Consider the following 26,759-nt stretch of genomic DNA (forward strand, 5'->3'; position numbering starts at 1 on the left):
CCAGATGACGGCGCCGCGTCGCGCGGCAGAAGCGTGGGTCACCCACGCGCGGGCATGAGGAGCACGAGATGACCACCACCGAACCCGGCAACACCCCGAAACCGACTCCTCGGCCCGGTCCGCCGCGCCCCGGTCCCAAACCGAGCGCCATCGCGCACCATCCTCCGGCCCCACCGGTGGCCGCCCCGCCGACGTGCGATCCGCACCGCTTCGGCCGCGTCGACGACGACGGCACGGTGTGGCTGATCACCGCCGACGGCGAGCGCAAGATCGCGTCGTGGCAGGCGGGCGACGCCGAGGCCGCGTACGCCCACTTCGGCCGCCGCTACGACGATCTGAGCACCGAGGTGGCGCTGCTGGAGCACCGGCTCGGCAGCGGCAGCGGTGACGCCCGCAAGATCAAGTCGGCCGCCGCGACGCTGCTGGAATCGCTGCCGGAGGCCTCGGTACTGGGCGATGTCGATGCCCTGACCGCCCGGCTGACCACGATCGTCGAGCAGGCCGGGGCCAGCGCGCAGGAGGAGCGGGCCAAGCGCGACGAGCACCGGGCCGCCCAGACCGCCCGCAAGGAAGCCCTGGCCGCCGAGGCCGAGGAGATCGGCGCCAACTCCACGCAGTGGAAGGCCAGCGGCGACCGGCTGCGCGCGATCCTCGACGAGTGGCGGACCATCACCGGCCTGGACCGCAAGGTCGACGACGCGTTGTGGAAGCGCTACTCGGCGGCCCGCGAGGCGTTCAACCGACGCCGGGGCTCGCACTTCGCCGAGCTCGATCGCGAGCGCGTCGGCGTGCGACAGGCCAAGGAGGCGCTGTGTGAACGCGCCGAAGCGCTGTCCAGCTCCACGGACTGGGGCGCCACCTCCGCGACGTTCCGCGATCTGCTGACGCAGTGGAAGGCCGCGGGCCGCGCCGCCAAGGACGTCGACGATGCCCTGTGGAAGCGGTTCAAGGCCGCCCAGGACACGTTCTTCAGTGCCCGCAACGCGGTCAACGCCGAGAAGGACGCCGAGTTCAACGCCAACGCCGACGCCAAGGCCGAGCTGCTGGCCGAGGCCGAGAAGATCGACATCAGCGATGTCGACGCCGCACGCGCGGCATTCCGGGCCATCGGCGACAAGTGGGACGCCATCGGCAAGGCCTCGCGCGACCGCACCGCGGAGTTGGAGCGCCGGCTGCGGGCCGTCGAGAAGAAGATCCGCGACGCCGCGCAGAGCGGCTGGAGCGACCCGGAGGCGCAGGCCCGGGCCGACCAGTTCCGCGAGCGCGCCGAGCAGTTCGAGCGTCAGGCCGAGAAGGCCGAGGCCGCCGGCAAGACAAAGGATGCCGAGAAGGCGCGGGCCAGTGCGGCACAGTGGCGTGAGTGGGCTTCGGCGGCGGACGCCGCGATCAAGAAGTAGGTGAGTCCGGGCCGTCGAGCAGCCCGCGTTTCTGCTGCTCGGCGGTGGACTCGCGGCGCTGCGCCTCGGCGGCCAGCTGCACCGCGGTGCGTGACCACACCACGCGGGCCCAGTGGAACGTCAGCAGGATGACGGCGATCCACGCCAGGTAGAGCCCGAATCCGGGTCCCGGGTACGGCTTGACGACGGTGTTGCGCGACCAGATGGCGAGCATGCCGAGGAAGCACGACACGGCGGAGCCGGCCAGCGCGATCCAGGCCAGGCCCCAGCGGCGGGTCAGCAGCGCCAGCATCGAGAAGCCGACGCTGAACACCAGGATCAGCCAGACGAACACGCGCGACGGCAGCAGGATCTTCGCGTCGAGGGCGACCTGATCGCCCAGCAAGACGTCGAAGCCCTTGACGCCGCCGGTGTGCGGCAGCACGAACGACAGCAGGATCACGAAGACGCAGATCGCCACGACCATGGCGCGCCCGCCCGGATCGATCTCCCGGGCGATGCGCTGTTCGGCGGCGTCGATGTCGCCTTTGAATTCCTCGAATTCGCCGTTCGAGCCGCCGGTCGGCTGTTCGGGCTTGGTGTCGTTCATCGTGAACATCCCTGCTCTACGGGCGTGACGGGGGGCGCGCCGATCTGCGGCATGCCCAGCCCGACGCCGGTGGTGGGTTTGCGGCCCGCGGCGTGCGCGTCGCCCGCGCGGGTGCGGCGGTGGCTGATGATCGGCGCGTCGGCGATCAGGTGGTGCGGCGCGGCACCGGTGACGGTCGTGGTGACGATGTCGCCGGGGCGAATGTCGGCAGCCCGATTGTCGCCGAAGCCCGGGGTGAAGTGCACCAGGCGGCCGTCGCGCGCCCGGCCCGACATTCTCTCGGTGGCCGAATCCTTGCGGCCTTCGCCGGTGGCCACCAGCAGCTCGACCTCGCGGCCGACCTGCGCCAGGTTCTCCTCCCAGGAGATGCGCTCCTGCAACTCGATGAGCCGCATATAGCGTTCGGAGACAACCTCTTTGGGGAGTTGGTCGGGCAGCTCGGCGGCCGGGGTGCCGGGCCGCTTGGAGTACTGGAAGGTGAAGGCGCTGGAGAACCGGGCGCGCTCGACGACGTCGAGCGTGGCCTGGAAGTCCTCTTCGGTCTCCCCCGGGAACCCGACGATGATGTCGGTGGTGATGGCCGCGTGCGGGATCGCGGCGCGCACCCGCTCGATGATGCCGAGATACTTCTCGGCCCGGTAGGAGCGGCGCATCTCCTTGAGGATGCGGTCCGATCCCGACTGCAGCGGCATGTGCAGCGTCGGGCAGACGTTCGGGGTGGCCGCCATGGCTTCGATGACGTCGTCGGTGAACTCGGCGGGGTGCGGCGAGGTGAACCGGACCCGCTCGAGGCCCTCGATGTCGCCGCAGGCGCGCAGCAGTTTGGCGAACGCGCCACGATCGCGCTCGATGTCGGTCCAGGCGTCCGGATTTTCGCGGAGTCGTTCGTCCTGCGAGAACGAGACACCGTACGCGTTGACGTTCTGGCCCAGCAGCGTGATCTCCAGGACGCCCTGATCCACGAGGGATTGCACCTCGGCCAGGATGTCGCCCGGACGCCGGTCGACCTCCTTGCCGCGCAGCGACGGCACGATGCAGAACGTGCAGGTGTTGTTGCAGCCCACCGAGATGGAAACCCACGCAGCGTAAGAGGATTCACGCGTGGCCGGCAGTGCCGAGGGGAATTCCTGCAGGGCCTCGACGATCTCGACCTGGGCTTCGCGGTTGTGGCGGGCGCGTTCCAGCAGCACCGGCAGCGAGCCGATGTTGTGCGTGCCGAACACCACGTCGACCCACGGCGCCTTGCTCAGCACCGTGTCGCGGTCCTTCTGCGCCAGGCAGCCGCCGACGGCGATCTGCATGTTCGGGTCGGTCTGCTTACGCGGCGCCAGGTGGCTGATGTTGCCGTAGAGCTTGTTGTCGGCGTTCTCGCGCACCGCGCAGGTGTTGAAGACCACGACGTCGGCGTCGTCGCCGTCCTCGGCACGCCGGTAGCCGGCGTCTTCGAGCAGACCGGCGAGCCGCTCGGAATCGTGGACGTTCATCTGACACCCGTAGGTGCGGACCTGGTAGGTGCGTCCCGCGCCGGAACCCGTAGCGGACTCCGTGGCGTCAGCTTCCACGTCCGGAGTCGCTGTCGAAATCACGTGCCAATCGTACGGGCGGCGCGGTTTATACCAAATTTGCCGAAGGGTTTCCGGGTTTCTGTGACTGATCCGCGCGCCGAGGCTTACCTGGGTAGTGTCTGTGCGCATGGTCACCGGCGAGCCGTCACCTGCCACCCCGATGATCTCGGTCAAGGGGGTCAACAAGCACTTCGGCGCACTGCATGTGCTGAAGGACATCAATCTCGAAGTCCCGCGCGGACAGGTGGTCGTGCTGCTCGGGCCGTCAGGTTCGGGTAAGTCGACGTTGTGTCGCACCATCAACCGGCTGGAGACCACCGACTCCGGCTCGATCCACATCGACGGTGAGCTCCTGCCCGAAGAGGGCCGCAAGCTGGCCACGCTGCGGTCCGAGGTCGGCATGGTGTTCCAGTCGTTCAACCTGTTCGCGCACAAGACAATTCTCGAGAACGTCACGCTCGCGCCGATGAAGGTGCGGCGGAAGAACAAGGACGAGGCCCGCAAGAAGGGGCTGGAACTGCTGGAGCGGGTCGGCGTCGCCAACCAGGCCGACAAGTACCCGGCGCAGCTGTCGGGCGGTCAGCAGCAGCGCGTCGCGATCGCCCGGTCCCTGGCCATGGGCCCGAAGGTCATGCTGTTCGACGAGCCCACCAGCGCACTGGACCCCGAGATGGTCAACGAGGTGCTGTCGGTGATGACGTCGCTGGCGACCGAGGGCATGACCATGATCGTGGTGACGCACGAGATGGGCTTCGCCCGCCGCGCGTCGAACCGGGTGGTGTTCATGGCCGACGGCACCATCGTCGAGGACGCCGAGCCCGACGAGTTCTTCACGGCGCCGAAGTCCAACCGGGCCCGGGACTTCCTGGGCAAGATCCTGGACCACTGATCGTGGAACGATCGATTGGGCAGAGGTTCGTGACGCGCACTCTCCGCCGCCTGGCCGCCGTCACGGTGCTGATCGTGGCGCTGCTGTCGCTGAGCGCGTGCGGCGCGAACAGCAAGAAGATCACCATCGGCACCAAGTTCGACCAGCCCGGCCTCGCCGCGAAGAAGCCCGACGGCACGCTGGCCGGCTTCGACATCGACGTCGCGACCTACGTGGCCGGGCAGCTGGGCTACAAACCCGACGACATCGAGTGGAAAGAAGCACCGTCGGGTCAGCGCGAGAACCTGATCCAGAACCACCAGGTCGACTTCATCGTCGCCACCTACTCGATCACCGACGCCCGTAAGCAGAAGGTGTCGTTCGCCGGACCGTATCTGGTCACGGGCCAGAGCCTGCTGGTACGGGCCGACAACAACGAGATCACCAGCGTCGAATCGCTGCAGAACCACAAGAAGCTGTGCTCGGTGTCGGGTTCCACACCGGCACAACGCATCAAGGACAAGTACCCGGGCGTGCAGCTGCAGCAGTACGACACCTACTCGGCGTGCCTGGAAGCGGTGAAGACCGGCGCCATCGACGCGCTCAGCACCGACGAGGTGATCCTGGCGGGCTACGCCGCGCAGACCCCGGGCGCCTTCAAACTGGTCGGCAAGCCCTTCTCGGTGGAGAAGTACGGCATCGGATTGCTCAAGGGCGACAAGGAATTACGCCAGAAGATCAACGACGCCATCGAGAAGATGCAGAAGAGCGGCGAGTGGCAGGCCGCCTTCGACCGCAACCTGGGTCCGGCCGGCCTGACGGCGCCGCCGCCTCCCCCGTTGGACACCAACATCAACGCCGCCGGTGGCGCGAAGCGCGTCGATCTGTGGGGCACCTACGGCGGCAAGATCGTGAAGGCGTTCTGGACGACGATCCAGCTGACGCTGCTCGCCGCCGTCGGGGCACTGATCCTGGGCACCGTGCTGGCCGCGATGCGGCTGTCGCCGGTGCCGGTGCTGCGCTGGCTGGGCACGGCGTACGTCAACGTGGTGCGCAATACCCCGTTGACGCTGATCATCCTCTTCTGTTCGTTCGGCATCGGGAACACCCTGCGGATCACCCTGGTCGATCCACATTCACCGACTGCCTTGGTGGACAGCAACTTTCGGCTCGCGGCGCTCGGGTTGACGGTCTACACCGCGTCGTTCGTGTGCGAGACGCTGCGTTCGGGCGTCAACACCGTGCCGCTGGGGCAGGCCGAGGCCGCGCGCTCGCTGGGCCTGAGCTTCGGCCAGAACCTGCGGTTGATCCTGTTGCCGCAGGCTTTTCGCGCGGTGATCAATCCGCTGGGTTCGGTGCTGATCGCCCTGGTGAAGAACACCACCATCGCGTCGGCCATCGGCGTGGCCGAGGCGGCGCTGCTGATGAAGGAGATGATCGAGAACACCGCGGCACTGCTGGCGGTCGGCTCGATCTTCGCCGCTGGTTTCGTGGTCCTGACGTTGCCGTTGGGGCTGTTGTTCGGTTGGTTGGGTAAGCGATACGCGGTGGTGCGGTGATGAGCGAAGCTTCCGTCCTCTACGACGCCCCGGGCCCGCGGGCGCAGCGGCGCAACCTGTTGTTCGCGGCCGTCATCGTCGCGGTGATCATCGCGATGGCCGGCTGGGTGCTGTGGCAGTTCGAGTCCAAAGGCCAACTGACCGAAGCGAAATGGCATCCGTTCCTGACTGCGAACCTGTGGACGACGTACGTGCTGCCCGGCGTGGCCGGCACGTTGACGGCGGCCGCGGTCTCGATCGTGCTGGCGCTCGTGCTGGGTCTGGCGTTGGGCATGGGCCGGTTGTCGGACGCCCGTCCGGTGCGCTGGGCCTGCTCGGTGTTCGTCGAGTTCTTCCGCGCCGTCCCGGTGCTGATCATGATGCTGTTCGCGTACTTCCTGTTCGCGCTGTACGACGTCTTCCCGTCGCGGCAGCTGGCGCTAGCCGGCGTGATCACCGGCCTGACGCTGTACAACGGCGCGGTGATCGCGGAGATCGTGCGGGCCGGCGTGCACGCGCTGCCCCGCGGCCAACGCGAAGCCGCCGTCGCGCTGGGCCTGCGGCCCGGTCAGACGCTGCGGCTGATCCTGCTCCCCCAGGCCGTGACGTCGATGCTGCCGGTCCTGGTCTCGCAGATGGTGGTTGTGCTCAAGGACACCGCGATCGGCTACCAGATCACCTTTGTCGAGATGGTCCGGCAGGGCACGAACATCGGTTCGGCGTACAGCAATTACATCCCCGCGCTGCTGGTGATCGCGGCGCTGATGATCAGCCTCAACTTCGCGCTGTCATCACTCGCAACCCGGCTCGAAGCCCGGCTGCGGCAGTCTCGGCGCAGCCCCGACCCGCTGCCGGTGAATACCGGCGTTCAGGAGGACGCGCCGGGTACCCCGGCGGCCTGACGCGGTTCGGGCCAGGCACGCAGGGCCTGATCGGCGACTGCGTGCAATTCGTCGCGCTCGGCACCGCTGTTGGCCTGGACCGCCAGGCCTTGGCACACCGCCGAGATCCAGCGCGCCAGCAACTTCGGGTCCGCTCCGGGTAGTTCGCCCGCCAGCTGCGCGGCCGTGAACCGTTCGGCCAGCTCGGCGATCCCGTCTTCGCGGAGCTGCGCCAGTTCGGCGTGCAGTGCCGTCGCCTCATCGCCGGCGGCCAGCGCGCTCTGCACCAGCAGGCAGCCGCGCGGACCCGCTGCCCCGGATGACGCGTCGACGGCGCCGTGCACCATGGCGTACGCGGTATCCCATGCGGTCGGCAGGGCCAGCGCTCGTTCCGCGTACCCACCGGGCCCGGCCTGGTAGCGCCGCACCGCGGCCCGGAAGAGGTCGGCCTTGGAACCGTATTCGGCGTACAGGCTGCGCCGGTTGACACCGGTGGCGGCCGTGAGATCGCTGATGGACACTCCGTCATAGCCGTGCGCCCAGAACAACCGCATCGCGATGTCCAGAACGCACTCCGGATCGAACATGCGAGGTCTGCCGATCGCCATCAGTCCCTCCTGGTGTGATCCGGGCCACAGTGCGGAATGAAGTCCGGCCGTAGCGGCTTGTGCTGAGCGTACTTAGTAACCGATCGGTTCGAAAGAATCATCCCCACGACTTGGAGACGCCATGAGCACCACCTCGGAAGCACCACTTGCCGGCCGACGCGCACTGGTCACCGGCGGTTCGCGCGGCATCGGCGCGGCGACCGTGCGCCGGCTCGCCGCCGACGGCGCCGCCGTCGCGTTCACCTACCAGTCGTCGCCCGACGCCGCGCAGGACCTGGTCGACGAACTCGAGGCGACCGGCGCCAAAGTGGCCGCCATCAAGGCCGACAGCGCCGACGCGCTGGCCGTCGCCGCGGCGGTGGACGAAGCCGCCGAGCGGCTCGGTGGACTGGACATCCTGGTCAACAACGCCGGCGTCGCACAGGGCGCGCCGATCGAGTCGTTCCCGCTGGAAGACTTCGACCGGATGCTGGACATCAACGTGAAGGCAGTGTTCGCCGCGATCCAGCGTGCCGTGACCCACCTGGGCACCGGCGGCCGGATCATCACCATCGGCAGCGTGAACGCCGACCGCGTGCCGACCGTCGGCTTCTCGGTGTACGCCCTGACCAAGGCCGCCGTCGCCGGACTGACCCGCGGCCTGGTGCGCGAGCTCGGCCCGCGCGGCATCACCATCAACACCATCCAGCCGGGGCCGGTCGCCACCGACATGAATCCCGACACCGGCGACTTCGCCGATGAGCTCCGCCCCCTCATCGCGACCGGCCAGTACGGGCAGCCGCGCGACATCGCCAGCGCCGTCGCCTACCTGGCCCATCCCGAGTCGGGGTTCATCACGGGCGTCACCTGGAACATCGATGGCGGCTTCGTGATCTGACGCCGAATCACCTCAGCACTCCGCGGGGTTCGCCTTCCCGGTGAACCTCGCGGACGTGCATGTCGTGTCTCTGATGGAGGTTCACTCGATCCGGGAGGCGTCATGAGTGCCGCGGTACGTGCGTTCACAGCAGTTCCAGCTCCAACCCAAACCGTCGCGGCACTGTGCACCGCGTGCCTGGTTCTCACCGCGGCACCGTCACCAGGACGAGCCGCCGCCCACGCGGTGCCCGTCCTCACCGAGCCGAGCATCTCGCTGACGGCGCAGCCGTTGCCGCTGCCCCTCGATCTGCTCAACCAGCAGGTGGTGTTCAACGTCGGGCTGTTCGTCGACTGGGTCACGACCGGCGCCGCGCTGTTCCAGCGCCAGGCGCAGATACCCGGAAATTTCGTGGCGGCCATCGGTTCTGGCACACCACCTCCCACCGCCGCCGCGCAGGCCCTGAGCGCGTTCGCCGACATCGAGTTCGAAGCCGGACGCGATCTCGTAGGGTTCGCCCAGGACATCGCGGTGTTCCAGCTGCAATTCAGAGCCACCACCCTGTCGGCGTTCCCACCGTTCAATTCGGGACCCGGCCAGCAATTCGTCGTCGACACCACCGCGTTCGGCCTCAACGTCACGCAGCAGATGGCGAACTTCGCACGAGCGGTGATCACGTCAGTGGAGCAGTTCACCCACAACGTGTTGCATACCCCGGTGCCACTCACCACCGCCGCGAAGCCGGCCTCGGCGGTCGACGTCCCGGCTCCGCCGAAGACTCTGGTCTCGCCGAATACACGCACGACGCAGCAGGATTCGATCGCCTCGACGCTCAGCCCGAAGCCGCCCAAGCTCCCAGCTCCGCCAAAGAAGCCCCGGCAACTCCTCGACGCGGCAGCCGGCGACGTCGATCGCCCGCCGGTCGGCAAGTTCGCGCCGCCCAAGCTGTCCGCACCCAAGTTCACGGCGCCGAAATTCTCCGCACCCAAGCTGTCGGTACCGAAGCTGACCCTGCCCAAGGTCAATCATCCGCAACCCAAGGGGCCGGCCAAGGACTAGACCGCGCGGCGCTGCCGCTCCTGCGTGAGCTGGGTGTTGACCACATCGAAGGCCATGCCCTGGCTGTACCCGCGGCGCGCCAACATCGCCACCAGGCGCCGGGTCACCTTCATCTCGTCGTCGAGGTTCTCCCGCCGCAGTTTCGTGGCGACCAGTTCCTCGGCGCGCACCCGCCACTCACCCGCGTCGACACTGTCGAGCGTCTCGGCGATCACGTCGGCGTCGATGCCCTTGGTTCGCAACTCAGAAGCCAAGGCACGCTTGCCTTTTCCCGCATTGGTACGACGTTCGCGCACCCACTGCTCGGCGAAGGCCACGTCGTCGACGAGGCCGACCTCGGTGAGCCGATCCAGCACCCGGGCGCTGACGTCCTCGGGGAAACCGCGCTTGGTCAGCTGAGCTTCGAGTTCGGCCCGGCTGCGCGCCCGGGTGGTGAGCAGACGCAGGCACACGTCCCGCGCCTGCTCCTCACGCCGCGGCGCGTCGGCCGGCTCAGCCTCAGAAGTCGACCGGGGCGGGAAGGACGTCATCAGCCGCACCATCGGTCAGCACCGCACCGATACCGAGCTTCTCTTTGATCTTCTTCTCGATCTCGTTGGCGGCGTCCACGTTCTGCAGCAGGTAATTGCGGGCGTTCTCCTTGCCCTGCCCCAGTTGCTCACCGTCGTAGGTGAACCACGAACCCGACTTACGGATGAAGCCGTGCTCGACACCCATGTCGATGAGCGAGCCCTCACGCGAGATACCGCGGCCGTAGAGGATGTCGAATTCGGCCTGCTTGAACGGCGGCGCAACCTTGTTCTTGACGATCTTGACGCGGGTGCGGTTACCGACCGCGTCGGTGCCGTCCTTGAGCGTCTCGATGCGGCGCACGTCCATACGCACCGAGGCGTAGAACTTCAAAGCCTTGCCACCCGTGGTGGTTTCGGGCGAACCGAACATCACGCCGATCTTCTCGCGCAGCTGGTTGATGAAGATGGCGGTGGTGCCGGAGTTGTTCAGCGCACCGGTCATCTTGCGCAGCGCCTGGCTCATGAGGCGGGCCTGCAGACCGACGTGGCTGTCGCCCATCTCGCCCTCGATCTCGGCGCGCGGCACCAGGGCGGCGACCGAGTCGATGACCAGGATGTCGATGGCGCCGGAGCGCACCAGCATGTCGGCGATCTCCAGGGCCTGCTCACCGGTGTCCGGCTGGGACACCAGCAGCGCGTCGGTGTCGACACCGAGCTTCTTGGCGTACTCGGGGTCCAGCGCGTGCTCGGCGTCGATGAACGCCGCGATGCCGCCGGCCGCCTGGGCGTTGGCCACCGCGTGCAGGGCCACCGTCGTCTTACCCGAGGATTCCGGGCCGTAGATTTCGATGACGCGGCCACGCGGCAGACCGCCGATGCCGAGGGCGACGTCCAGGGCGATGGACCCGGTCGGGATGACCGAAATCGGTTGGCGGGTCTCTTCTCCCAGCCGCATCACCGAGCCCTTGCCGAAGCTCTTGTCGATCTGTGCCAGCGCGAGTTCGAGTGCCTTCTCGCGATCCGGGGCCTGTGCTGCCATGGGTGGTCTCCGTCCTCGTGGATGTCCGTTGATCGGGTTTCCGATCGGTTGGCCGTGACGCTAGATGAGGCCACCGACAAGTTTTTCGAACTGACACCACAGTAGCGAACAGATGTTCGACTTCAAGCAGACACGCCGATCGATGACCGGTCACGCCGTGATCGCCGCGGTCTTCGTGGTCATGCTGCGCGTCGAGGTCACAGCGACCGCTGGCGCCGCAGGCCCAGTGCTCTCATCAGGGACAGGGCGCGCAGACCGACGGCAGGCGCCACATCGGTGCCGCGCGCGATCACGCCCCGCCAGCGCGGTACGACGCGGAAAATCTGGTGGGAGTCCATGAGTTCCAGCGCGGCCCGCGCAATGTCCTCCGCAGCCAGGGGCTTGGGTCCGGAGAACAGCAGGGCCGCACCGGGATCGTGCGCGCGGGTGGTGACCATCTCGGTGTTCACCACATCGGGGCACAGCGCACGCGCCTTGATCGGCAGACCGGCGGCGCGCAGCTCGCCCTGAAGCGACGTGGTGTACGACAGCACGGCGGCCTTGCTCGCGGCGTACACGGCCAGGCCGGGCACCGGCGTCAGCGCCGAGATCGACGCGATGTTGAGGATGACGCCGCCGCGCGCACCCATGGCGTTGACGGCCGCCATGCAGCCCGCCATCATCCCGCGGACGTTGACGTCGAGGGTCTGGACGACGTGCTCGGCGGGCTGCTCCCAGGAGTTACCGGCGTGCAGCACGCCGGCGTTGTTGACCCATACCGCAACTCGGCCCTCCTGCGCGGCCAGTGCCGCAACGGCCTCATGGCCCGCGACGTCACGCACATCCTGGGCCACGCCCCACGCGCCGCGCCCGACGGTCTCGGCGGCGCGCTGCGCGGCGTCCCCGTCAACGTCGGTGATCAGTACGCGGTGTCCCGCCGCGGCAAGGGCTTTCGCGATGGCGAGGCCGATTCCCCGCCCAGCTCCGGTGACTACGGCAATGCTGGCGCTCATCGGCGTGATGTCGTCCTTCCATCGTGGGGGTTCACGAACGACGTTATCGGGACAGGCTCGGCGAACACCATGTCGCCGGCCGACAAACACCGAAGCGCGATCAGTGCGCAGAGACTAAACGGCGGTCACCACTGATCGCGCGGGACGTCGAAGTCCGCGCACAGGGCCCGCCAGACATCACGGGGTTCGACGCCGGCTTCGATCGCTTGAGCCGGGGTACGGCCGCCCAGAACGGCCAGGACGTGGTCCGACACCAACGCAGCGCCGCGCGCCGCACCGAACTGCTCTTCGATCAGCAGGGTGAATTCGGTCAGTCGCACCGCACCAACCTACTAAGCGGCGGCACCGAGCGCCGCTCGGCATACGGCCACCGGGTCGGCGACGTCCGCTCCGCTGGCACCCGCGCGACGCGCCGCCTCCCGGTAGGACGGTGTCGCCAGCACGCGGCCCACGGTCGCCGTCAGCGATTCCGCGGTCAACGGCCGGATCAGCTCGCCACTGCCTTGCCGCACAATCCGATTGGCGATCTCCCACTGGTCGCCACCACCGGGCACCACCACCAGTGGCACCCCGGCCAGCAGCGTCTTGGACACGATCCCGTGACCGCTGCCGCAGATCATGACGTCGGCCTGCTTCAGCAGTTCGTCCTGCCGCCCGAGCCCGACCGCCGCCCACGGCGGCACCGGCGCGTCGGGACCGCGCAGCCGCGACACGACGACGCGCGCGCCGTCGGGCAGCGTCTGCCCCGGGACCAGCGCCTCCAGTGCCAGCTCGTCGAGGCCCTGCATCCCCGTCGTCGCGGTCGACGGCGCCACCACCACGACCGGCCCCGAGCCGGGCGGTACGTCCAACACCGCCGCCGTCGGCTCGAAGTGCAACGGCCCCACGACGACGGCTTCGGCCGGCCAGTCCGGCCGCGGCACCTCCAGCCCGGGCAGGGTCGCGATCAGCCGCCGCGCCGGCCCGGGATCGGTTGCGGGCAATCCGATTCCGATGCGCGCCGTGGACCGCTGCCGCTCCCCCTGGCGCACCGAACGGGCCGTGAGGAACCGCAGCGTCGCGTCCCGCAGCCGGCCGCGCACACCGACGCCGGGTGCCAGGCCACTGCCCAAAGGCGGCAGTCCTTTCGACGGCAGGTACAGCGGGTGCGGGGTCAGCTCGACCCATGGCACGCCCAGCAATTCGGCGGCCATCCCGCCGCACACCGTGATGACGTCGGACACGATCAGGTCAGGCGCGAGTTCCCGCAGCGACGGTTCGTTGAGGACCGTCATCCGCGCGGCGCGCTGATGAATCTTGGCGCCCGAATCGAGGTCGTCGTCGCCATCCTCGGGATCCAGCCCGAGCAGTTCCCGCGCGTCGACGCCCGCCTCCCGGGCGGTGTCGAGCCATTGCCGGCCGGTGAACAGCACCGGATGGTCACCGGCCGCCAGGAACCGGAGGCACAGCGCGATGGCCGGAAAGGCATGGCCGGGGTCCGGCCCGGCAACGACGGCGACGCGCATCGGGTCACCCTGTCACACCGGCCCCTGTGCGCCGGCGTCAAGGGACATTACGGTGGGCTCTATGACACAGAGCACACCGGCATTGACCCAGACCAACGCCGAGATCGTCGAGTCCTTCCTGTACGCCCTGCAGGCCGAGGACATGGACACCGCCGACCGCCTGCTCGACGACAACCTCGTCTACGAGAACGTCGGGCTGCCCACCATTCACGGCCGCTCCCGCGCGATGAAGCTGTTCCGTCCCATGAAGAAGAGCCCCGTCAGTTTCGAGGTCAAGTTCCACCGCATCGTCGGCGAGGGCACCACGGTGCTCAACGAGCGCACCGACGCGCTGGTCATCGGGCCCGTGCGCCTGCAGTTCTGGGTCTGTGGGGTCTTCGAGGTGCACGACGGCAAGATCACGCTGTGGCGCGACTACTTCGACATGTTCGACATGGCCAAGGCCACGCTGCGCGGCCTCGTCGGCGCCGTCATCCCGGCCCTGCGTCCGACCATGTAGTCACCGGTAAAATCGGCCACCATGGCCAATGAGAATCGCCCGAAGCCCAACGCCTGGCAGTACATCAAGTACAGCTACGGCGGCCGGCTGCCCGACTCGATGCGGGCGTGGGTGACCGAGGATCTCATCGGCCAGGGCGCGACGCTGCGGATCGTCATCCGCATGTTCGTCCCGGCATTTCTGATCCTGATCCCGATCTGGTTCCTGCCCGAGATCCTCGGCATCACCGGCGGGCAGGACCTCGTCATCCGCCTCAGTGCGACGGTGCCGATCCTGATCCCGGTGATCTACTTCTCGCACGCCCTGAACAAGATCTGGCGCCGCCACATGCTGGTGAAGCACGGCATCGACCCGAAACTCCTCGAAGAGTCGTTGCGGCAGAAGAACGCCCACATCCACGCGGCCTACGAAGAGCGGTACGGCCGCCGGTCCGACGACGGCACCGGCAGCACCACGATCTAGCGGCTCGTCAGGCCTGGCGCAGCCGTCCGAGTTCGTCGAAGGCCTGCGCCCAGGCACTGAGCCGGTCCGTGGCAGCGACCAGTTCGCTGCGGTAGCGCTGCTCGGACATCGAGCGCGCCGAGCCCGCACCACTGTTCGCCGCTGACACCAATTGCGCTGCGGCCGTGGCGATGTCGGTGTACTGCCGCACGCCGGCCTCGAGCTGGGCCGTGTAGGCCTTGATGGTCGGGGCCAGATGCCCGCGAGACTGCGGCACCGAGCGGGCCGCGCGTTCCATCGACACCACTTCCCCGGCCGTACCGGCCAGCGCCGCAGCCGACACGTTTGCCGCGGCGGTCACCTCGGCGATCTCGCCGGCCGGCAGCAACTGGCCGCGCTGGATGAGGCCGAGCAGCGAGTACAGCCCGCGTTCGGCCGATGCCAGGGTCTCCATCGGACGCCGCGCCGCCGATCCCCGGGGCGGCAGCAGCCGCGACGTCCGTGCGGGCGGCAGGGGCTCGCCGCGGAGCCACCGGTATCGCAGGAAGCACAGGGTGGCCAGGAAGGCGGAGCCGCCGGCGATGGGGCCGGTGATGATCAGCACCCAGAACGGCGTGCTCCACGCCGCCAGGAGTGCCGTCAGCCCGATCCAGAAGGCGCTGGCACCGGCGAACAGCCAGCCCAGCCGCAGCGCCCAGCGCCGCTTGCGCAGCAGCCGGGCCCGCGGGTCGGCGGCCGCGCCGAGGCGCTGGGCCACCAGGTCGGACAATTCGGCAGCGGTGTCGATGCTGCGTTGCAGGACCGCCTGCCAGCCCCGGGTCTCCCCGGGACGGCCGGCCGATTGGGCGTTCACCGCTGCCCCCTCACATCTCGAAAGTTACTGCGACAGCGGGTTTTCCGGAGCCGGGTTGGCTGCCGGGGCCGCGGGAGTCGCCGGTGCGGCAGCGCCGCCGGACGGCAGGGAGTTGCCCTGCATCGAAGCGCGGATCTGCTCCAGGCGCGAGTGCCCGGCCATCTGCACGCTGGCCTGCTGAACCTCCATCATGCGGCCCTGAACCGAGTTCTGCGCCAGCTCGGCGGAGCCCATGGCGTTGGCGTAGCGACGCTCGATCTTGTCGCGCACCTCGTCGAGGCTCGGGGTGTTGCCCGGCGCGGCGATCTCGGTCATCGAGCGCAGCGAGGCGCTGACCTGCTCCTGCATCTTGGCCTGCTCGAGCTGCGACAGCAGCTTGGTGCGCTCGGCGATCTTCTGCTGCAGCACCATGGCGTTCTGCTCGACGGCCTTCTTGGCCTGGGTGGCGGCCTGCAGCGACTGGTCGTGCAGCGCCTTGAGGTCCTCGACGCTCTGCTCGGCGGTCACCAGTTGGGCCGCGAAGGCCTCGGCGGCGTTGTTGTACTCGGTGGCCTTGGCGACGTCACCGGCACCAGTGGCCTGGTCGGCCAGGGTCAGAGCCTGGCGGACGTTGGCCTGCAGCTTCTCGATGTCGGCGAGCTGCCGGTTCAGGCGCATCTCGAGCTGACGCTGGTTGCCGATGACCGAGGCCGCCTGCTGCGTCAGGCCCTGGTGCTGACGCTGGGCCTCTTCGATCGCCTGCTGAATCTGCACCTTCGGGTCGGCGTATTCGTCAACCTTGGAGCTGAACAGCGCCATGAGGTACTTCCAGGCTTTGACAAAGGGATTGGCCATGAGATCGGTCCGCCTTCGTGTCGTTCGTTGATTCGGGATCGGTTGTCAGGTTGCCGGCCACGTCGGTGGCAGCGCGTCTAGAGCCAACCTAGTGGGTATGGACAGCTGGACGCAGCCCGCATGCAGTATTGCGGCGCGGCGAATGCCATACGCGTCGTGCTGCGGTTCAGGCCCCGATGGCTCAGGCAACCGCCATGGCGAGCGGCTGCGGGATGACGACCTTGGTGGCGACGTCGATGTTGGCGACCGTGCGGTCGGCCTCGGCGCGCTCGGTGTGCAGCATCTGCTCGGCGGCGTCGGCCAGCACCTGCGACAACGGCACGTCCAGGGCGCCGCAGATGGCACCGAGCAGCTCACTCGACGGCTCCTTGCGGCCCCGCTCGACCTCGGACAGGTAACCCAGGCTCACCCGAGCACCGTCGGACACCTCGCGCAGTGTGCGTCCCTGCCCGGTACGGGCCTGACGCAGCACGTCGCCGATGACCTCACGAAGTAATGTCGTCATCGCGTTTCCCCTTCGCCCTGAAGTAACACAGCCGCGCAGCCCGGCCGGACCACCCGTTCTACACGGTCTTGTAGGCACCAACGTGGCGACGCACCGCTTTGGTTCCCGAGGCGGAGATTCAGGGTCGGCGAAACGCCGAGACGGCGTAGTCGATGCCCGTCAGCACCGTCAGCACCACCGCGGCCCACATGAACACCCAGGCGGTGGTCAGCCATGGCGAGGGCCAGGCATGCAGGGGCAGGACGAACAGGCCGATCGCGACGGCCTGCACCAACGTCTTGAGCTTGCCGCCACGGCTGGCGGGAATGACGCCGCGCCGGATCACCGCGAAGCGCAGCAGCGTCACCGCGAGCTCGCGGGCCAGGATCACGACGGTGATCCACCACGGCAGGTCGCCGAGCATCGACAGTCCGATCAGCGCGGCCCCGATCAGGGCCTTGTCGGCGATCGGATCGGCCAGCTTGCCGAATTCGGTGACCATGTCGAAGCTGCGGGCGATCTCGCCGTCGAACCGGTCGGTGATGACGGCGGCCGCGAACACGACGAAAGCGGCGATCCGCCAACGGGTTTCGTGACCGTCACCGGCGAAGAGCGCCGCCAGGAACACGGGCACCAGCACGATACGCAGGCCGGTCAGCAGGTTGGCGATGTTCGCCACGCCGGCGCGGGAGGCGCGCGGATCGGTATCTGACTGGCCTGTCACCGACACAGGATATCCGGTCACCTACCGGGCGATACGCAGCCGATACCCTCCACATGTGAGCGACGCACCGAAACCCGCCACCACAGGGCTGGTGGTTCGCCGCGCCCGGACGTCCGACGTACCGGGAATCAAGGCCCTCGTCGACATCTACGCGGGAAAGATCCTGCTGGAGAAGAACCTGGTGACCCTCTACGAGGCGGTCCAGGAGTTCTGGGTCGCCGACCTGCACGGCGAGATCGTCGGCTGTGGCGCATTACACGTGCTGTGGGCCGATCTCGGCGAGGTGCGTACCGTCGCGGCCCACCCCAAGGTGCGCGGCATGGGCGTCGGGCACGCAGTGGTGGCCAAGCTGCTCGACGTGGCCCGGGAACTGCAGCTGCAGCGTGTCTTCGTGCTGACCTTCGAGACCGATTTCTTCAGCCGGCACGGCTTCAAGGAGATCGAGGGCACACCCGTCACCGCCGAGGTGTACGAGGAGATGTGCCGCTCGTACGACACCGGTGTGGCGGAGTTCCTCGACCTCTCCTACGTCAAGCCGAACACCCTGGGCAACACCCGGATGCTGGTCACGTTGTAGCTAATCGGCGCTGTCGGCCGCGGCGTTGCGGCGTGCGACGATGCGGTCCCGCATGTCCATGATCGCGGCCCGCCGGCGGGACCGCCCGCCCCGGCCGAACGACGGCAGCGTCGGGATGACCTCGATCTTGTCCGACACGCCGATCATCAGCTCGGCGATCTCCAGCACCAGTTCGTTGAGTTCGTCGACCTGCTGACCCATCGCCATGAACGAGCTCAGCGACTCGAGGACCACGCGCGCCACCAACACGATCGCGATACAGGTGACCGGGCCGGCGAGCACCAGCCAGAAGACACCGAGCAACGCGGACAACTCGAACGCCACCACAGCGCCCGTCAGGTACAGCACCACCGCACCGGCGATGACCAGTCCGTACAGCAGCGGAACCACGTGCTGCGCCGCCGACTTGCGGAACCCGAAGTCGGTGAACGCCGTCAGCGCGGGCCAGCTACGGCCACCGGATTCGAAGTCGGCGTCGAGCTCCGATTCCGTTGCTGCGCTGCGCGAAATGTCAACCACGGCAAAGCCTCCTTAGGAGTCCAGCCTCCCACAGTCGGCGCCGTCAGCGACCGATCGTCGGTGTTATCCGCACCGCCGATCAGCCCGGGTGTGATCTCGGCAACACCGGTCAGAAGCCCGGGTCGTCGCCCATCGAGCCGGTGGCGTCGGAACCGCCCTGGATCAGCATCAGCGTGCCGGCGAGTTCGTCGGGCTTGACCAGGACCTCGCGGGCCTTGGACCCCTCCGACGGGCCGACGATGCCGCGCGTCTCCATGAGGTCCATCAGACGGCCGGCCTTGGCGAACCCGACCCGCAGCTTGCGCTGCAGCATCGAGGTCGACCCGAACTGGCTCGATACGACGAGCTCCACGGCCTGCAGGAAGACGTCCATGTCGTCGCCGATGTCGCTGTCGATGTCGCGCTTCTCGACGGTCTTGACCGTGACGCCGTCGATGAACTCGGGCTGGGCCTGCTGCTTGGTGAAGGCGACGACGGCCTGGATTTCGTCGTCACTGACGAACGCGCCCTGCACACGGATGGGCTTGGGCGCCTCCGACGGCTGGAACAGGCCGTCACCCTTGCCGGTGAGCTTCTCGGCGCCGATCTGGTCGAGGATGACGCGCGAGTTGGTCGCGTTGGTGACGCCGAATGCCATGCGGGACGGCACATTTGCCTTGATCAGGCCGGTCACCACCGACACCACGGGCTGCTGGGTCGCCAGCACCAGGTGGATGCCCGCGGCGCGCGCCTTCTGGGTGATGCGGACGATGGCGTCCTCGACGTCGCGCGGCGCCTGCATCATCAGGTCGGCCAGCTCGTCGACGACACACAGGATGTACGGGTAGGTCTTGTAAACCCGCTCGCTGCCCAGCGGCGCGGTGATCTCGCCCGAGCGCACCTTCTTGTTGAAGTCGTCGATGTGCCGCACACCGCTGGCGCTCATGTCCTGGTAGCGCTGCTCCATCTCCTCGACCAGCCAGGCCAGCGCGGCCGCGGCCTTCTTCGGGTCGATGATCACGGGCGTGATGAGGTGCGGAATGCCTTGGTACGGCGGGAATTCCACCATCTTCGGGTCGACCAGGATCATCCGGACCTCGTCCGGGGTGGCCCGCTGCAGCAGCGACACCAGCATCGAGTTGATGAAGCTCGACTTACCCGAACCGGTGGAGCCGGCCACCAGGAGGTGCGGCATCTTGGCCAGGTTGTAGCTGATGAAGTGGCCTTCGACGTCCTTGCCGATACCGAACACCATCGGGTGGTGGTCCTTGCGCGTGCTCGGCGCGTTCAGCACGTCCTTGAGCCGCACCATCTCGCGGTCGCTGTTCGGCACCTCGACACCGACCAACGACTTGCCCGGGATCGGCGCCAGCAGGCGGATGTGCTCGTTGGCCACCGCGTAGGCGAGGTTGCGTTGCAGCTGCGTGAACCGCTCGACGCGGACGCCGGGCCCGAGCTCGATCTCGTACCGGGTGACGGTCGGGCCGCGCTGGAAACCGACGACGGTGGCGTCGACCTTGAACTGCTCCATGACCTCGCCGATCGCATTCATGATGCGGTCGTTGTCGCGGCCGACCCGCTTCGGCGGGTCGCCGTCGGACAGCAGGTCCAGCGGCGGCAGGGTGTAGTCGCCCTCGATGACTCGGTCGATCGACAAACCGTCGTCCTGCGCCTTCTCGAGCGCCTTGGCCTTGGCGGGCACCGGGTCCGCGACGTTCTGCGCCTTGCGGCGGCGCGGCGCCTTGGCCGCCGGCTCGGGCGCGGTCGGTGCCTCGTCGGCCGCGGGCTCGACCGGGTAGTTGTCCATCGGCGTGCGGCCCAGCGGCCGCGTCATCGCCGCGGTGGTCTGGTCCGAACCGGGCCACGCTTCGGGCTCGTCGCGCGAATAGGTCGGGTCGTCGTAGTAGCCGTCGGCGAAGTCATCGGCGAAGTCGTCGACGAAACCGGCCGGTGGGTCGTAGTCCTCGTCATGCTCGCCGTGCAGGCGGCCGGAGACCATGTAGCGCAAGGTGTCCGGCAATTCGCGGATCGTCGTGCCGGTGACGAGCAGCAGGCCGAACAGCACGCCCATGATGAGCAGCGGCGTGGCGATCCAGACGGTGAGTCCGTCGGAGAGCGGCCCGCCGATGACGAAACCGACGAAGCCGGCGGCGCCGCGGCGCTCGCCCGGCTCGGTGGGCGCGCCGGCCCAGATGTGCCAGAGGCCCAGCACGGGCAGACCGATCATGGCGGCGCCGAGGATCAGCCGGGGCCGGGCGTCGGGGTTCGGATGGGTGCGCATCAGGGTGACGGCCAGCGCGAGCAGCAGCACGGGCAGCACCACGACCGCGGAGCCGATGACGGTGCGGACGCCGTAGTCGATCCATGCACCGACCGGCCGGGCCGCGTCGAACCACGAGCTCGCCGCGATCAGGAAGGCGACGCCGAGGAGCGCCAGCGCGATGCCGTCACGGCGGTGTCCGGGCTCGAGTTCGCGCGCACGGCCGACGCTGCGGGCGGTGGTTCCGGCGCCCTTGGCGAGCATCAGCCAGCCGGCGCGGGCGCCACGACCGACCGCGGCACCGGCGGTGGCGACGGGCGACGGATGCGGTGCGGGTTTGCGGGCCGGCTTGCGGGCGGGCGATTTCGGGGCCGGCGGACGCGCCGGCCGGCCCGACTTTGCACTGCCTGACTTCGATGAACGCGCCCCCGAACCGGCTGCGCCACGATTCGCCGACCCGGCCTTGGCCCGGTTAGCTGAGCTCGTTGCGGTCTTACTCGCCATGGCTGCCAGCCTAGTCGCAATTACCCCATCTGCACCATCTGCCACACAAGTAACGCTTGGGTCACGACCCCGGCCACATATCCGCTGGTCACGCAGCAGTGGGAGCCACGTCACACGCGCCGCACGGCCCGGTCTAACGTGAACACCTGTCTAGGTCAGCTAGCTATCGAGGAGTCGTTCATGCCCGTCGTTGTCGTCGCCACCATGAAAGCCAAGCCCGAGTCCGTCGACGTGGTCCGCGCCGCGTGCGTCGAGGCCGTCGACGCCGTCCACGCGGAACCGGGCTGTGAGCTCTACTCGCTGCACGAGGCCGACGGCGGCACGTTCGTGTTCGTCGAGCAGTGGGCCGACGCGGACGCCCTCAAGGCCCACAGCACCGCCCCGGCCATCGGCAAGCTGTTCGGCGCCATCGGCGAGCACCTCGACGGTGCGCCCGACATCAAGATGCTCGCTCCCGTGGTCGCCGGCGATCCGGCCAAGGGCCAGCTGCGGGGGAACTGACCGTGGGTGAGCTGAGCGGCAAGGTCGCCTTCATCACCGGCGCGGCGCGTGGCCAGGGCCGCGCGCATGCGGTGAAGCTGTCGTCGATGGGCGCCGACATCATCGCCGTCGACCTGTGCGACCAGATCGCGTCGGTCCCCTACCCCATGGCCACGCCCGACGATCTGGCCGCGACGGTCAAGCTGGTCGAGGACAACGGCGCGCGAATCGTCGCCAGTCAGGCCGACGTCCGCGACCGCGGCGCCCTCAAGACCGCGCTGAAGGCCGGCGTCGAAGAGCTCGGTGGCCGGCTGGACATCGTCATCGCCAACGCCGGGATCGCGCCGATGGCCGGTGAAGACGCCTGGCAGGACGTCATCGACGTCAATCTCACGGGCGTCTACAACACCCTGGATGTGGCGGTGCGCCCGATGGTCAAGGCCGGCAACGGCGGGTCGATCGTGCTGATCAGCTCGGTCGCCGGACTGGTCGGGCTGTCGTCGCCGATGGCCGGGTCGGTGGGCTACGCCGCCGCCAAGCACGGCATGGTCGGCCTGATGCGGGTGTACGCGAACCTGCTGGCCTCGCAGAACATCCGGGTCAACTCGATCCATCCGGCCGGGGTCAACACCCCGATGATCGACAACGAGTTCACCCGGAAGTGGTTGAGCCAGTTGACCGAAGAAACCAAAGCGGGCCCCGACATGACGAATGCACTGCCCGTGCAGGTGCTCGAGGCCGAGGACATCGCCAACACCGTGGCGTGGCTGGTGTCGGACGCCGGGCGGTACATCACCGGCGTGACGCTGCCGGTGGACGCCGGCTTCGTCAACAAGCGCTGACGCGAACCGCTTCGGCCCCAACCCAATTCACGGCGCGACGCCGGGTAAGGCCGGTGCCCGTTCTTCGGGTGCGCGGCGGGTTGCCGCCGGCTGCTGCACGTCTACGTGTGTGCGCCGAAGGAGGTGGCGGCCACGTCGGCGCAACCGGCGAAGCCCGCCCCACCGCGGCATCGGGTATCCGAGCACATGAACGAAGTCGGATTCACCGTGCAGCAGCACGTTGATTTCGCTCGGGCCTGACAGCGGATAACAGCTTTCAGAACCAGCGAATTGAACGGTATCGATCTCGTTGCCGAGGAAGACGGTGACGCGGACGACTTTCGGAGTACCGAAAAGTAGTTGGCGGGTGTGATTGTGACGATCACCCAACGCCAGGACACCAGTGGCAATGTCGAGATGCCCGTCGAACGCCGGCACGCCCAGTCCGCGGGTATCCGTACCCGAATACACCCGCACGCGCACCATCCTGCCGGCGAGATCGCATTCGTGGACGTTCATGGTGTGCACCCACAGCGCCCGCGCAAGACCCCCGTCGCCGTGCACATCAGGGTGCACGTAGACGCCCGAAACACCGCCCGCGCCAACGTCTTCGATCACCACGACGCTGCCGTCGGGCGCGATCTCGCTATCGCACAGCACCTTGTTCGTTGTGACCCCCACAGCGAAACCCCTTCCGCTGCCGCACCTGGCAGCCGTCCCCTCGGTTCCAATGCCGCTTTTGCGTGCGCGAGCTCATCGAATTGCCGAGGAGCGTCTCAGCACTGAGACCTCGCCGGCCCATCCGGTGGCTGCCGGCATCCCCCGTCCCGACAGCGCCGCGGATTCAACATTTCAGCAACAATTGCCGTCGGCTAGCGGTATTCCCCACGGTTTCTCACAGTGAACACACAGCTACGAACGTCCAGCGGGGTGAACACCCCACAGTCCACCCCGCAATTCCACCCCTTCCAGCGCAAATACGGCACACACTCCCCCAAGTTGACCGGATTCTGCTTTCCGAGCCGAGGATTACATATAGCGGACTGACGTGTCAACATTTCATTTTCCGACAGCTCTAGCGAAGTTGACAGCGGTGAGCTAACGTACTCGCTCCGGGTACGTTGGCGAACATCTGTTACATCGCCAACGGACCCGGAACGCTCCCCCAAGCGGCTAATACCCGGCCATCTGGTTCCCGCACGTGCGCAGCACGTCACGTCAGGACCTGGCAACACCATTTGGGGGAACGACATGTTCAGCAGGAAGCACCCGCAGAAGCCCGCGGGAAACATCACCTTGTTCGCCGAGCGGCTCAACAATCTCTTCACCGCCATCTATCCACCGACACGGGGCCCATACCGGAACTGCGAAGTGACGCAAGCGCTGGCTCGCCGCGGCTACGACTTGTCGGACCCCTACCTGTCGCAGCTGCGCCGTGGCATACGCACCCGCCCGTCACGCCTGACGGTGCACATGTTGGCCGAATTCTTCGGTGTCCGAACCGAATACCTCGACGGCGAAGACTCCGGTTACACCCGTGCCCTCGACAGCGAATTGGGCTGGCTCCGTCTCGCCCGCAACACGTCGGTGCGCGAGGTCACCACTGCCCTTCTGACCCTGCGACCGAGCGACCGCGAGGCCCTGCTCGACTCTGCGAGTTCCCTTGCCAACCTGGACGAGCCGGTTGTAAACCAGGCACGAGGGATTCGGCTCGGCGCCATGTCCATCGATGTCAAGGCAGGCCACGTTGACGCCTGGTGATCAACCCACCGACCGCGCCGCGCGCGGCGCACGCGTCGGGCAGGTCGCCGCCCGCGCCGCAGCGCGGGCGGCAACGAGCGCTGTTCGTCAGCCTTTTCTGTCCGACGAGCAGAAAGCGCAGGCCCGCGACGAACAGATGCTGCGTTTGGCCGACGACCTCGCCGCCACATTGGGCACCATGAAGGGCGCGGCGATGAAGCTCGGCCAGCTGCTTTCGCTGCTCAATTTCGGCCTCAGCTCCGCGCAGACCCGAGATGAATTCTCCCGTCGGCTGTCCCCGTTGTTCAGCCGAGCCCCCGCCGTCGACAACGCCGTCATGTTTCGGTTGATGGACTCCGAGTGGGGTGCACTGCGCGGCCAGGTGCGCACGATCGAACCCGAGCCCGTGGCGACGGCGTCGCTGGGGCAGGTCTACCGGGCCCGGCTCACCGACGGACGCGATGTGGCAGTCAAGGTCCAATACCCGTGGGCGCGTAGCGCGGTCCGCGCAGACCTGAAGAACCTGGCCCTGCTGGTCCGGCTCCGCGCCAGGGCCTATCCGGTCAGGGGACTGAATGCGGTGGTGGCCGAGGTCAGCCGGCAGATCACGGCCGAACTCGACTACCGCCGGGAGCTGGCCAACCACCGCGCGGTCTTCGCAGCTCATCGCGCACATCCGGTGTTCGTGATCCCCGAGCCGATCGACGAGTTGTGCACCGACCGCGTCATGGTGACCGAGTACCTGGACGGCACGCAGCTTCATCACCTCACCGACGTCGACCAGACGGTGCGCGACCACATCGGCGAGGCGGTCTTCCGCTTCTACTGCGCCAACATCTACACCAGCGGTGAGTTCTGCGCAGACCCACACCCGGGCAACATCCTGCATCTGCCGGACAACCGAATCGGTTTCGTCGATTTCGGTCTGTACGTACGGATGAGCCGAGCCGAAGTCGATCTGGAAAGGTCCGTACTGAAGGCGGTCATGCGTGGCGACGCCACGACCGCACATCGCCTGGCCAGCGTGGCCGGATTCATCGTCGATGCCGAGGCGCTGCCCCCGGAGATGGCGTTGGAATACATGCGGGCCGTCGCCGGGTGGTATCTCACTCCGGGCCTGAGCCAGGTGACCGACAAGGTCGCGTACAAGGCGCTGTCGCAGGCGATGCTGCCCCGATCCGATTACCGGTCAGGCATATTCAAGCAGCGCATGCACAGCGCACATGCGTTCTCCCGCCGGACGGAGATGAGCGTGTGTGCGCTGTTGGGCACGCTGCAAGCGCGGGGCCGCTGGCACGACATCGCTTCGGAATGGGCCCTGGACGCTGCGCCCGCGACCGAGATGGGACAGCAGATCGCCCGCTGGCGCTCACGAATCCGGTAGTACCCGGCGCATCCCGCCCAGCAGGAACGCCGCACATGACTGCGCGATGGGCTCCGGGTCGACGTCGGCGCCGTCACCGACGAGCATCGGGAACGTCGCCATCAACACACACGACACCACCGCCTGCCCGGCGATGCGTACGTCGACGCTGTCGCGAATCCAGCCCTGCCGGCGCCCTGCCTCCAGGAATGCAGCCACCTGCGCGCCGAGTCGGTCGTAGGCGGCGAGCACCGATTCGTAGGCCTGCTCGTCCACGCCGGGCGCGGCAATCGCCACGAACGACACCAACGCACGGTTTTTCGCGATGTAGGTCACGGCACGGCGCGCCCGGTCGGTGAATTCGGCGACGTACTCGGTGCGGCTTGTCCATTCGGCCGCCTCACGTTCGCCGGCGATCGCGGCCGAAATCTCTTGGACGGTCCGAGACTGGATGGACTCCAGGAGGTCACGCTTGCTGCGGAAGTAGTTGTAGAAGGTGCCGTGGCCGACCCCGCAGCGGGCAGTGATGTCGGCGACGTCGACGTCGCGGTATCCACGCTCGATGAACAAGTCGGTGGCCGCCGCATACAACTCGGCAGCTCTCTCAGGCATCGCTGGTCTCCCCTTCGGCGGTGTCCTCGGCCAGCAATCCCTGATCGGCGATCGCCGAGATCGACGCCAGGAAGGTGGCGCGCGACTCGGCCGTCCTATCCCCCCGCATGGACATCAGTAACCCCGGGCCGGACAACCCCATCACCAGGCGGCCCAGCAACGCCCATGTGTCACGGTGATCCACCGAGGCGTGGTCGGGGTTTGCCGTCTCGAACAGCCGCGCGAACGCGACATCCAGCGTCGACAGGAGCCCGCTGACCCGGAAGCGCAGTTCGGGGTCGATGGCGCTGCTTTCCACCGTGAGCAGCCGGACGATCGCAGGATCCTCATCGACAAGGTCGAACAGGCGGGTGCCGAATACCGTGATGAGCTCCATCGCCTGGTGGTAGTCGGTCAGGTCCAGGCTCGCCAGTGACCCGATCCGAAGTGCCCGGGCAGCTTTCGTGACCGCGTAATCGAAAACGTCGTCGAGCAGATCCCGTTTGCTCGGGTAGTACCGGTACAAGGTGCCCTGCCCGACGTTGGCGTGACGGGCGATATCCGCCATCGTCGTCTGGTCGTAGCCGCGATCGGTCAGCACGGCATAGGCAGATCGCACGATCTCCTTGCGCCTGGCAGCTCGCAAATCGGCGTTGGCCGGCCGGCCGCGCGCACGGCGCT

At 67.9% G+C, this 26,759-nt stretch carries 30 protein-coding genes and 1 pseudogene; 14 read left to right on the forward strand and 17 right to left on the reverse strand.

Annotated features, from left to right (window positions below):
• Positions 1-68: 68 nt before the first annotated feature.
• Positions 69-1,397, forward strand: coding sequence for a DUF349 domain-containing protein (locus tag H289_RS0116265; protein WP_020101866.1), 1,329 nt, complete (start codon positions 69-71; stop codon positions 1,395-1,397).
• Here H289_RS0116265 and H289_RS0116270 read toward each other — a convergent pair.
• Positions 1,387-1,995 carry an Rv2732c family membrane protein gene (locus H289_RS0116270; protein WP_020101867.1) on the reverse strand — a complete coding sequence of 203 codons (609 nt, stop codon included), beginning with the start codon at positions 1,993-1,995 and terminating at the stop codon, positions 1,387-1,389. The genes H289_RS0116265 and H289_RS0116270 overlap by 11 nt on opposite strands.
• Entirely contained in the window at positions 1,983-3,548 is a 1,566-nt protein-coding gene (miaB, locus tag H289_RS0116275; protein ID WP_020101868.1) for a tRNA (N6-isopentenyl adenosine(37)-C2)-methylthiotransferase MiaB, read from the reverse strand. The genes H289_RS0116270 and miaB overlap by 13 nt, the downstream gene beginning before the upstream one ends.
• A gap of 163 nt (positions 3,549-3,711) precedes the next feature.
• Between miaB and H289_RS0116280 the strand changes: the two genes are divergently transcribed.
• From H289_RS0116280 to H289_RS0116290, 4 genes and pseudogenes are all read left to right on the forward strand, one after another.
• On the forward strand, positions 3,712-4,440 hold the full coding sequence (locus tag H289_RS0116280) for an amino acid ABC transporter ATP-binding protein (protein WP_196810047.1): 729 nt from the start codon (positions 3,712-3,714) through the stop codon (positions 4,438-4,440).
• Between the two features lie 29 nt (positions 4,441-4,469).
• Positions 4,470-5,264, forward strand: a pseudogene (locus H289_RS33690) (glutamate ABC transporter substrate-binding protein); the annotation flags it as partial.
• A 39-nt stretch (positions 5,265-5,303) separates the two neighbouring features.
• Complete coding sequence (locus H289_RS33045) at positions 5,304-5,978, forward strand: amino acid ABC transporter permease (RefSeq protein WP_231388050.1); 675 nt, start codon at positions 5,304-5,306, stop codon at positions 5,976-5,978.
• Positions 5,978-6,859: an amino acid ABC transporter permease gene (locus tag H289_RS0116290; protein ID WP_020101871.1), complete on the forward strand. Its 882-nt coding sequence runs from the start codon at positions 5,978-5,980 to the stop codon at positions 6,857-6,859. The genes H289_RS33045 and H289_RS0116290 overlap by 1 nt, the downstream gene beginning before the upstream one ends.
• On the opposite strand, the gene H289_RS0116295 is transcribed toward H289_RS0116290, so the two are convergent.
• Positions 6,826-7,446, reverse strand: a complete 621-nt coding sequence (locus tag H289_RS0116295; protein WP_036420679.1) for a TetR/AcrR family transcriptional regulator — start codon at positions 7,444-7,446, stop codon at positions 6,826-6,828. The two genes, H289_RS0116290 and H289_RS0116295, sit on opposite strands and share 34 nt — an antisense overlap.
• A 121-nt stretch (positions 7,447-7,567) precedes the next feature.
• On the opposite strand from H289_RS0116295, the gene H289_RS0116300 reads away from it, so the two are divergent.
• On the forward strand, positions 7,568-8,323 hold the full coding sequence (locus tag H289_RS0116300; protein WP_020101873.1) for an SDR family oxidoreductase: 756 nt from the start codon (positions 7,568-7,570) through the stop codon (positions 8,321-8,323).
• A 102-nt stretch (positions 8,324-8,425) separates the two neighbouring features.
• Positions 8,426-9,361 (forward strand): hypothetical protein, encoded by a 936-nt coding sequence (locus H289_RS0116305; protein ID WP_155944151.1) that lies wholly within the window; start codon positions 8,426-8,428, stop codon positions 9,359-9,361.
• On the opposite strand, the gene recX is transcribed toward H289_RS0116305, so the two are convergent.
• The 5 genes from recX to H289_RS0116330 form a co-directional block, all read right to left on the reverse strand.
• Complete coding sequence (gene recX / locus H289_RS0116310; protein ID WP_029105327.1) at positions 9,358-9,891, reverse strand: recombination regulator RecX; 534 nt, start codon at positions 9,889-9,891, stop codon at positions 9,358-9,360. The two genes, H289_RS0116305 and recX, sit on opposite strands and share 4 nt — an antisense overlap.
• On the reverse strand, positions 9,860-10,912 hold the full coding sequence (recA, locus tag H289_RS0116315; protein ID WP_020101876.1) for a recombinase RecA: 1,053 nt from the start codon (positions 10,910-10,912) through the stop codon (positions 9,860-9,862). The genes recX and recA overlap by 32 nt, the downstream gene beginning before the upstream one ends.
• Before the next feature lie 197 nt (positions 10,913-11,109).
• A complete protein-coding gene (locus H289_RS0116320) occupies positions 11,110-11,904 on the reverse strand; it encodes an SDR family NAD(P)-dependent oxidoreductase (RefSeq protein WP_020101877.1) in 795 nt (264 codons plus the stop codon).
• A gap of 125 nt (positions 11,905-12,029) precedes the next feature.
• Positions 12,030-12,224, reverse strand: coding sequence for a DUF3046 domain-containing protein (locus H289_RS0116325; RefSeq protein WP_020101878.1), 195 nt, complete (start codon positions 12,222-12,224; stop codon positions 12,030-12,032).
• Between the two features lie 12 nt (positions 12,225-12,236).
• Positions 12,237-13,409: a glycosyltransferase gene (locus H289_RS0116330; protein WP_020101879.1), complete on the reverse strand. Its 1,173-nt coding sequence runs from the start codon at positions 13,407-13,409 to the stop codon at positions 12,237-12,239.
• A 61-nt stretch (positions 13,410-13,470) separates the two neighbouring features.
• Here H289_RS0116330 and H289_RS0116335 point away from each other — a divergent pair, with 61 nt between their 5' ends.
• Together H289_RS0116335 and H289_RS0116340 are read left to right on the forward strand one after the other, a co-directional pair.
• Complete coding sequence (locus H289_RS0116335) at positions 13,471-13,908, forward strand: limonene-1,2-epoxide hydrolase family protein (protein WP_020101880.1); 438 nt, start codon at positions 13,471-13,473, stop codon at positions 13,906-13,908.
• A gap of 21 nt (positions 13,909-13,929) precedes the next feature.
• Positions 13,930-14,370 carry a DUF5313 domain-containing protein gene (locus H289_RS0116340; RefSeq protein ID WP_020101881.1) on the forward strand — a complete coding sequence of 147 codons (441 nt, stop codon included), beginning with the start codon at positions 13,930-13,932 and terminating at the stop codon, positions 14,368-14,370.
• A gap of 7 nt (positions 14,371-14,377) precedes the next feature.
• On the opposite strand, the gene pspM is transcribed toward H289_RS0116340, so the two are convergent.
• The 4 genes from pspM to pgsA all read right to left on the reverse strand — a co-directional run bounded on the left by pspM (position 14,378) and on the right by pgsA (position 17,244).
• Positions 14,378-15,202: a phage shock envelope stress response protein PspM gene (gene pspM, locus H289_RS0116345; protein ID WP_020101882.1), complete on the reverse strand. Its 825-nt coding sequence runs from the start codon at positions 15,200-15,202 to the stop codon at positions 14,378-14,380.
• Positions 15,203-15,226: 24 nt separating this feature from the next.
• Positions 15,227-16,036, reverse strand: coding sequence for a phage shock protein PspA (gene pspA, locus H289_RS0116350; RefSeq protein WP_020101883.1), 810 nt, complete (start codon positions 16,034-16,036; stop codon positions 15,227-15,229).
• 181 nt (positions 16,037-16,217) lie between these two features.
• A complete protein-coding gene (gene clgR, locus H289_RS0116355; protein WP_020101884.1) occupies positions 16,218-16,541 on the reverse strand; it encodes a transcriptional regulator ClgR in 324 nt (107 codons plus the stop codon).
• 118 nt (positions 16,542-16,659) lie between these two features.
• Positions 16,660-17,244, reverse strand: coding sequence for a CDP-diacylglycerol--glycerol-3-phosphate 3-phosphatidyltransferase (gene pgsA, locus H289_RS0116360; RefSeq protein WP_029105328.1), 585 nt, complete (start codon positions 17,242-17,244; stop codon positions 16,660-16,662).
• 55 nt (positions 17,245-17,299) lie between these two features.
• Between pgsA and H289_RS0116365 the strand changes: the two genes are divergently transcribed.
• Positions 17,300-17,821, forward strand: a complete 522-nt coding sequence (locus tag H289_RS0116365; RefSeq protein ID WP_020101886.1) for an amino-acid N-acetyltransferase — start codon at positions 17,300-17,302, stop codon at positions 17,819-17,821.
• On the opposite strand, the gene H289_RS0116370 is transcribed toward H289_RS0116365, so the two are convergent.
• Both H289_RS0116370 and H289_RS0116375 read right to left on the reverse strand, forming a co-directional pair.
• Positions 17,822-18,340 carry a DUF4282 domain-containing protein gene (locus H289_RS0116370; RefSeq protein WP_020101887.1) on the reverse strand — a complete coding sequence of 173 codons (519 nt, stop codon included), beginning with the start codon at positions 18,338-18,340 and terminating at the stop codon, positions 17,822-17,824.
• A gap of 109 nt (positions 18,341-18,449) precedes the next feature.
• A complete protein-coding gene (locus H289_RS0116375) occupies positions 18,450-21,083 on the reverse strand; it encodes a DNA translocase FtsK (protein WP_081633435.1) in 2,634 nt (877 codons plus the stop codon).
• Positions 21,084-21,263: 180 nt separating this feature from the next.
• On the opposite strand from H289_RS0116375, the gene H289_RS0116380 reads away from it, so the two are divergent.
• Both H289_RS0116380 and H289_RS0116385 read left to right on the forward strand, forming a co-directional pair.
• Positions 21,264-21,584 carry a putative quinol monooxygenase gene (locus H289_RS0116380; protein WP_020101889.1) on the forward strand — a complete coding sequence of 107 codons (321 nt, stop codon included), beginning with the start codon at positions 21,264-21,266 and terminating at the stop codon, positions 21,582-21,584.
• 2 nt (positions 21,585-21,586) lie between these two features.
• On the forward strand, positions 21,587-22,405 hold the full coding sequence (locus H289_RS0116385) for a mycofactocin-coupled SDR family oxidoreductase (protein WP_020101890.1): 819 nt from the start codon (positions 21,587-21,589) through the stop codon (positions 22,403-22,405).
• Between the two features lie 27 nt (positions 22,406-22,432).
• Here the strand turns inward: H289_RS0116385 and H289_RS0116390 are convergent, their stop codons facing one another.
• Positions 22,433-23,065: a hypothetical protein gene (locus tag H289_RS0116390; RefSeq protein WP_020101891.1), complete on the reverse strand. Its 633-nt coding sequence runs from the start codon at positions 23,063-23,065 to the stop codon at positions 22,433-22,435.
• Positions 23,066-23,635: 570 nt separating this feature from the next.
• On the opposite strand from H289_RS0116390, the gene H289_RS31885 reads away from it, so the two are divergent.
• Together H289_RS31885 and H289_RS0116400 are read left to right on the forward strand one after the other, a co-directional pair.
• The gene (locus H289_RS31885; RefSeq protein ID WP_020101892.1) at positions 23,636-24,145 is read left to right on the forward strand and encodes a hypothetical protein; all 510 of its coding nucleotides are present in this window, start codon (positions 23,636-23,638) and stop codon (positions 24,143-24,145) included.
• Complete coding sequence (locus H289_RS0116400; protein WP_020101893.1) at positions 24,132-25,508, forward strand: ABC1 kinase family protein; 1,377 nt, start codon at positions 24,132-24,134, stop codon at positions 25,506-25,508. The genes H289_RS31885 and H289_RS0116400 overlap by 14 nt, the downstream gene beginning before the upstream one ends.
• Here H289_RS0116400 and H289_RS31890 read toward each other — a convergent pair.
• Together H289_RS31890 and H289_RS0116410 are read right to left on the reverse strand one after the other, a co-directional pair.
• Positions 25,494-26,099, reverse strand: a complete 606-nt coding sequence (locus H289_RS31890) for a TetR/AcrR family transcriptional regulator (RefSeq protein ID WP_020101894.1) — start codon at positions 26,097-26,099, stop codon at positions 25,494-25,496. The genes H289_RS0116400 and H289_RS31890 overlap by 15 nt on opposite strands.
• Complete coding sequence (locus H289_RS0116410; protein WP_020101895.1) at positions 26,092-26,697, reverse strand: TetR/AcrR family transcriptional regulator; 606 nt, start codon at positions 26,695-26,697, stop codon at positions 26,092-26,094. Before H289_RS0116410 ends, H289_RS31890 begins: the two co-directional genes overlap by 8 nt.
• Positions 26,698-26,759 lie beyond the last annotated feature (62 nt).

The sequence above is a fragment of the Mycobacterium sp. 360MFTsu5.1 genome, from assembly GCF_000383495.1.
GTDB lineage: Bacteria > Actinomycetota > Actinomycetes > Mycobacteriales > Mycobacteriaceae > Mycobacterium > Mycobacterium mucogenicum_B.